This is a genomic window from Acinetobacter sp. SH024 (assembly GCF_000163635.1).
GTDB lineage: Bacteria > Pseudomonadota > Gammaproteobacteria > Pseudomonadales > Moraxellaceae > Acinetobacter > Acinetobacter pittii.
On the sequence record NZ_GG753610.1, the window covers coordinates 4608 to 9868 of the forward strand.

Consider the following 5261-nt stretch of genomic DNA (forward strand, 5'->3'; position numbering starts at 1 on the left):
ACCGTAATTAAATAGTACGTAAACATATTAAATCGGTAGCAGTTCTGAAAATTAGGCGGCAGATGATATGACCCAAGAAAAAGCAAAAAAGCGTGGTAGACCAGCTCAACTTTTACAAATGGCAGAGTTACACGCTTTCGTTGAGTTCCTGTTAGAAAAAGATCCTCGCTCTGAACTGCAAAATCAGGTTATTGCTGCACTACAAGCTGAAGACTTTAATTTTGAAATGTTGTCAGAAGCTCAGCAGATTCTGGTGAAAGAAGCGTTAAAACCGTACCGTGAGCATTTGAAACTTCAGTTGTTGTTTGATGAGTTGGTGATAACTCCAGGAAGGACTGAGTATGAAGAAAAATTCCTGGAGCTGTACCAAGATTATAAAAAAGATGATCTAGATCCGGCTGAAATGAATATCCTGAAAACGATGTGTACGCGTTATCTGAATTTTAAAGCGCAAAAGCTTGAATACAGTGACTTGGAGCTGTATTTGAGTCAGATCCAGAAAAAGTATGCCGGGAAAAAGCGAAAGGCTGAAAATCAACGTAAGTTTGAAGTGGGTGGTGGGGTTTTAAGTCTTTATAAAGTAAAAGATGATGAAAATTTAGACAGTAAAAAGTTTCTAAAAAGAATCGAAATTGACCGTTTTCTTGCCGGGAAATTTCGTCAATCTCAACTTTATAAAAAGGTTTGGGCACTAGAGCGACCAAATACAGAAAAGTATCAGCTACTTTTTGAGGTTCTCCATCAGCTGTCTGGATATAGCCTAAAAGGGCAGACTTTAACGCTTCTCGATTTAGTGATTATAAATGCTCAAAAAAAGATAAAAAGTAGGTCTGAAAAAGAATGAATTTTTTGACTGTCCGCTTTTTAGCTGACTTTTCTATTTTGGCAATTGTAAATTTATGCGAAATTTATTATTTTAAAAATAAGGTCGCCTACCGTACTTACGCATGAGTAGAAAAGGGATAAAAAACCATAGGTTTAATTTTTAAAGCCATATCTAAAATCTAATTTTCTTAAGTATCAACTCGTTTGGTTCTTAGCATTTAAACATGCGTTGCTAGAAGTCTTATGACACCAAAGATTCTTTGTATAAAGAGTTTAGAGTTGGAAGTAGAGAAAATTATGTCTATTCAAGAATTCGCATTTCAATTATCTAAAAAAATTCAGGAACAGCATTCTGTAAAGATTAGCCGTTCACATATTTATGAATTAATTGCTTTAGATCAGGACTATAGGACCTATAGCTCTTTTGTTGCTCAAAATCTTTTACTTGATGCTCAATATGATGATTCTGAAGAGTATTATCAGCACGAATTGGTTGATGCTCTAACTCTAGAAATATTGGAAAATCCGCCTGAAACAGATTATCTAAATTATAGTGAAGATGATCTTCATTGGGATGATTATGAAGGTAATGTTCTATTGGAGCAGATTAGAAAAATTATTATAAGACTTAAGGTTTTACTTAAGTTAGATGCCTCAGAAGAGTTTTATTTGTCGATTTCTAAAACAGTCTATCGAGAACTTTTATGGCTTAATTTAGAAGTTATTAACTTCAATGCTGTAAGAGAGGAATTAAGTTATATCAATTTTGAAAATGGTAAGGTGGATGACCTAGAACTTGGAGGTGATTATTTCGAGTTTTCAAAAATTGGGGCTATTTTTGAGAAGATTTTATCTTATGCGCAAGATCGTGAGAATGCTGATGCTTATGCTCTACTCGGGGCCTACTATCGTTATTTAGCAAATCAGATAGCCCCTTATGGTCGACATGGCTCAAATTTTGGAAGTCGTTGGGACAATAATAAACAAAAATATATCAATTCTGATGAGACTAAGAAAAATAAAGAAAAGTATGAAGAATACATAAAGCAAGCGGAACACTTTGAATCTTATATTAAAAATTCACCTATGAATCTTCATGAAATTAATTTGGATGCAGACAAGGAAACAGTTTACAACCAGATTCTGTACTTGTGTAATCGAGGTGATACGAGTGCTATTGAATCCTTCCTGTATGAAGAAATTTTCAAAAATCATGGAGAAGCATGGTTATACATCTACTTAGCTCAAATGTGTGGAGTTGATTTCACGCAGGATGATTTTAGAGACTACAATGCTTATACAGGTGAGGATTATGATGACTATGGACCTATTGAAATCGCAGGTCGTGAGGCAATTCAATATGCTATAGATTTATCAGAACTGGATGTTGATAAAGATAATTTAGCTAGGAAGATTGCTGCAGAGTTATTTGAGAAAATTTAATTCATAGTCTTATAAAAAAGAGAATTTGAAATCTGTATTTGACTCATAAAATACAGATTTCATTATCATCGTTTAACATCCTGGGATAAGTTGTAGAAAGGCTTCTCTAACTTCAGAAAATTCGGCTTGAGGATGATCTTGTAAAAAATATTCGATCCAAATGAATGTTGCCTCATGGCCGTCATAGGAAGGATTTACATCCAGATAAAAAGCCAATCGTGCTGTTATACAAAGTTCAAGATCGTTAATTAATGCCAATCCAATCTTTTTTGCTTGAGAAGAAATAAGAAGCTTGGGCTGTACGAAATGGTTCATAAAAACAAGTCCTATCAAAAGAGTAAAATTGCTTGATAAGACCATTTAAACACATAAATAATGTGTTTAACACATAAATAATGTGTTAAACACATTATTTATGTGTTTAAATGTAAATAAATGATCTGTGCTATACTTTTCCATCAGAACAATTCTGCTTTTAAAACTATGCCTTACGAAGAATTTCAAAGACTTATAGGTAAGTCTGGCCTTTCTATTAAAGAATTTGCAGCGCTTTTAGATATGAACGCAAATTCAATTACCAACTATAAAAAGAACGGTAAAGTGCCCACTACGATTGCAGTAATTGCAGTCGTAATTTCAGATATGAAGGATGATGGTCTGGACTTTTATCCAATTTTTGAGAAAGTTCGAGCTTATAGTGATCAATAGAGTATTTGATGTGAACCCAATTAAAGATTTAATTGGATCCTAGCACGTGCTGCTGCATTTCGTAGATGAGATTTTATGTTAAGTTAGTTGTTGTGTAGCACATGTGTGCTACAATGGCTTTAGCCAAATCAATGAACTGACTACTGAACTGACTACTGAACTGACTACTGAACTGACTACTGGATAAACATATGAATACTTTGGCAAAAAAAGATGAGTATGTACGTGCTAGGGTTCCAAATGAATTAAAGGTTCAAGCGGAGCGAATTCTAAAAGAAGTGGGTTTAAATACTACAGATGCTATTCGCTTATTATTAACGCAAGTAGTAAATCGAGGTGGATTTCCTTTAGAGTTAAGAACCCCTAACCGTACAACAATTGAGGCTATGAACTCTGTTGCAGAACCTAAAAAATTTAGTTCTGCTCAGGAATTGTTTACGGATTTAGAAGATGACACTGACGATTAGGTACAAGAAACAATTTAAAAAAGATTTTAAACGGGTAAGCTCAAACCCAAAGCTTAAGAAAGGACTCTTAATTTTGAAGGATCTTATTGATGAGCATTTGGTAAAAACAGGGACTGTTCCAGATGAGTATTTACCTCATCCTTTGATTGGTGAGTGGAAACCCCATATGGAATGCCATATTTTACCTGATTTATTATTAATTTGGGATGTGGATGAAGATAATAATGAGCTAATACTTGCTCGGATTGGATCTCATTCTGAACTTTTTGGATAAGTAAAAAGCCCGATATATTCGGGCTTTTTGTTGTCAATAATTAGAGATTATTTTTTATTACTTTTTGGAACTTCAGCTTTAATTTTTTCATCTAAACCATATCTAACAGGAGGAGGTGGAACTTCTGATTTGATATCTTTGTGAGGTTGTTGATTAGCTGGGTTGGTACTTGTATTGGAATTTTTTTGGGTCATTTTAGATACTTAAAAATCAAATAGATAATAACTAATATAACAAACATTATTGCTGATAAATAGATGTTGCTTAAAGACTTCTTTAAAAGTAAAACTTTTTGGTCATTAGATTCTATGTATGTATCTATAACAGTTTCATGATCCTTAATGATTCTTTCATAAAAATCTATTTCTTCTCTATTTTTATAATATTTCCAAAACCCTTGATGTTGAAGGTGAGCTGTTTTTTTTAAATTAAAAACTTTAAAAAGGAAGTTCCAAGACATGCACAAGAAGCAGAATGTTGTAAGTGACAATAAACTTAGAATAGTAATCTCGGAAGAACAAAAAATACTAATTTTATTATGATCTAAAAGGATATTAACTATAATTAGAAATCCTGTAATCACAGTAGATACTGTCGTAAATAACTTAGATACTTTGTCATCTAATTTATAAAATCGATCTCGCTCTCTTTCTAGTACTTTCTGTAGATACTCAAGAATTACCTTATGATTACGATCATCAGAGTCATTCATACTCAATCCCCTTTATTTCAAATAACAAAATTTATTTAATTTAAATTTTAACAATAAAAAATCCCGACATCATGTCGGGATTTTTCGGTGTGGAGCGCCTAGGTAGGGCTGACTACCTGATGGTCATGGTGCCTGACTGATTATTATTGTTATTATTGTTGTTTTAAGTCATTGAACATCTTGTTCATATAGATTGATCATAAGGACTTCATCGGGGGATAGATACAGACAATTTCGTAAAACGCTGTAAGCCAAAACGTACAAAAAATAATCAAAATTTATCCCAATGGTTATCCGCATAAATTGTGGATTCTTTTGGGTAAAAAAGGCTTAAAAACTCTATGGAATTGCTATTTTTGATCATTATTTAACCAATTTTATTGGCAAGAAGTATCAACCTTGCTCAAAAAAAATCCGCTTTGGAAACAAAGCGGATTTTTGCGGTAGTTTCGGGTTATGTAAAATAGCTAAGTACATGATTTTATTTAACTTATAAAAGACGATTTCGGATAACGCCCATTATGTTAAATGGAATGTTTATGAGAAATTAATAGTCTATTTTTGTTTGAGATTGAAGTATATTTAAAAAAGTTAAGTTGTTTTTTTAAATGCATAACTTCATCTTTTAGTTTTTTGATTTGTTGCTCTCTTTCGTCCTGTATAGGGTAAGTAAGTTCACCAAATTTTCTAACTAACTGACTGTATTCAATCAATTTATTGTAGTCAAGTTCGAAATCTCCGCTTTTTATATATTTAAGTATAGTCGAGCGAGGTTTTTTATACGCTATAGCAGCATCACTGATCGAAAATTTTTTTAAAAAATGATGATTTT

General features: G+C 32.7%; 9 protein-coding genes. 5 read left to right on the forward strand and 4 right to left on the reverse strand.

Going from position 1 to position 5261, the window contains the following annotated elements:
* Positions 1-67 precede the first annotated feature (67 nt).
* Positions 68-844 (forward strand): hypothetical protein, encoded by a 777-nt coding sequence (locus HMPREF0013_RS24105; protein ID WP_000191151.1) that lies wholly within the window; start codon positions 68-70, stop codon positions 842-844.
* Between the two features lie 224 nt (positions 845-1068).
* Positions 1069-2268 carry a hypothetical protein gene (locus HMPREF0013_RS24110; protein ID WP_005804948.1) on the forward strand — a complete coding sequence of 400 codons (1200 nt, stop codon included), beginning with the start codon at positions 1069-1071 and terminating at the stop codon, positions 2266-2268.
* Between the two features lie 72 nt (positions 2269-2340).
* Here HMPREF0013_RS24110 and HMPREF0013_RS24115 read toward each other — a convergent pair whose 3' ends face one another.
* A complete protein-coding gene (locus HMPREF0013_RS24115) occupies positions 2341-2583 on the reverse strand; it encodes a hypothetical protein (RefSeq protein ID WP_001015364.1) in 243 nt (80 codons plus the stop codon).
* Positions 2584-2751: 168 nt separating this feature from the next.
* On the opposite strand from HMPREF0013_RS24115, the gene HMPREF0013_RS24120 reads away from it, so the two are divergent.
* The 3 genes from HMPREF0013_RS24120 to HMPREF0013_RS24130 all read left to right on the forward strand — a co-directional run bounded on the left by HMPREF0013_RS24120 (position 2752) and on the right by HMPREF0013_RS24130 (position 3717).
* The gene (locus tag HMPREF0013_RS24120) at positions 2752-2976 is read left to right on the forward strand and encodes a hypothetical protein (protein WP_002072934.1); all 225 of its coding nucleotides are present in this window, start codon (positions 2752-2754) and stop codon (positions 2974-2976) included.
* Between the two features lie 191 nt (positions 2977-3167).
* The gene (locus HMPREF0013_RS24125; protein ID WP_005140357.1) at positions 3168-3443 is read left to right on the forward strand and encodes a type II toxin-antitoxin system RelB/DinJ family antitoxin; all 276 of its coding nucleotides are present in this window, start codon (positions 3168-3170) and stop codon (positions 3441-3443) included.
* Positions 3427-3717: a type II toxin-antitoxin system YafQ family toxin gene (locus tag HMPREF0013_RS24130; RefSeq protein ID WP_000176412.1), complete on the forward strand. Its 291-nt coding sequence runs from the start codon at positions 3427-3429 to the stop codon at positions 3715-3717. Before HMPREF0013_RS24125 ends, HMPREF0013_RS24130 begins: the two co-directional genes overlap by 17 nt.
* A 47-nt stretch (positions 3718-3764) precedes the next feature.
* Here the strand turns inward: HMPREF0013_RS24130 and HMPREF0013_RS25145 are convergent, their stop codons facing one another.
* From HMPREF0013_RS25145 to HMPREF0013_RS0105945, 3 genes are all read right to left on the reverse strand, one after another.
* The gene (locus HMPREF0013_RS25145) at positions 3765-3911 is read right to left on the reverse strand and encodes a hypothetical protein (protein ID WP_000192351.1); all 147 of its coding nucleotides are present in this window, start codon (positions 3909-3911) and stop codon (positions 3765-3767) included.
* On the reverse strand, positions 3908-4429 hold the full coding sequence (locus tag HMPREF0013_RS24135) for a hypothetical protein (protein ID WP_000999915.1): 522 nt from the start codon (positions 4427-4429) through the stop codon (positions 3908-3910). The genes HMPREF0013_RS25145 and HMPREF0013_RS24135 overlap by 4 nt, the downstream gene beginning before the upstream one ends.
* 524 nt (positions 4430-4953) lie before the next feature.
* A partial coding sequence (locus HMPREF0013_RS0105945; RefSeq protein ID WP_025464222.1) for a hypothetical protein occupies positions 4954-5261 on the reverse strand: 308 nt, incomplete at its 5' end.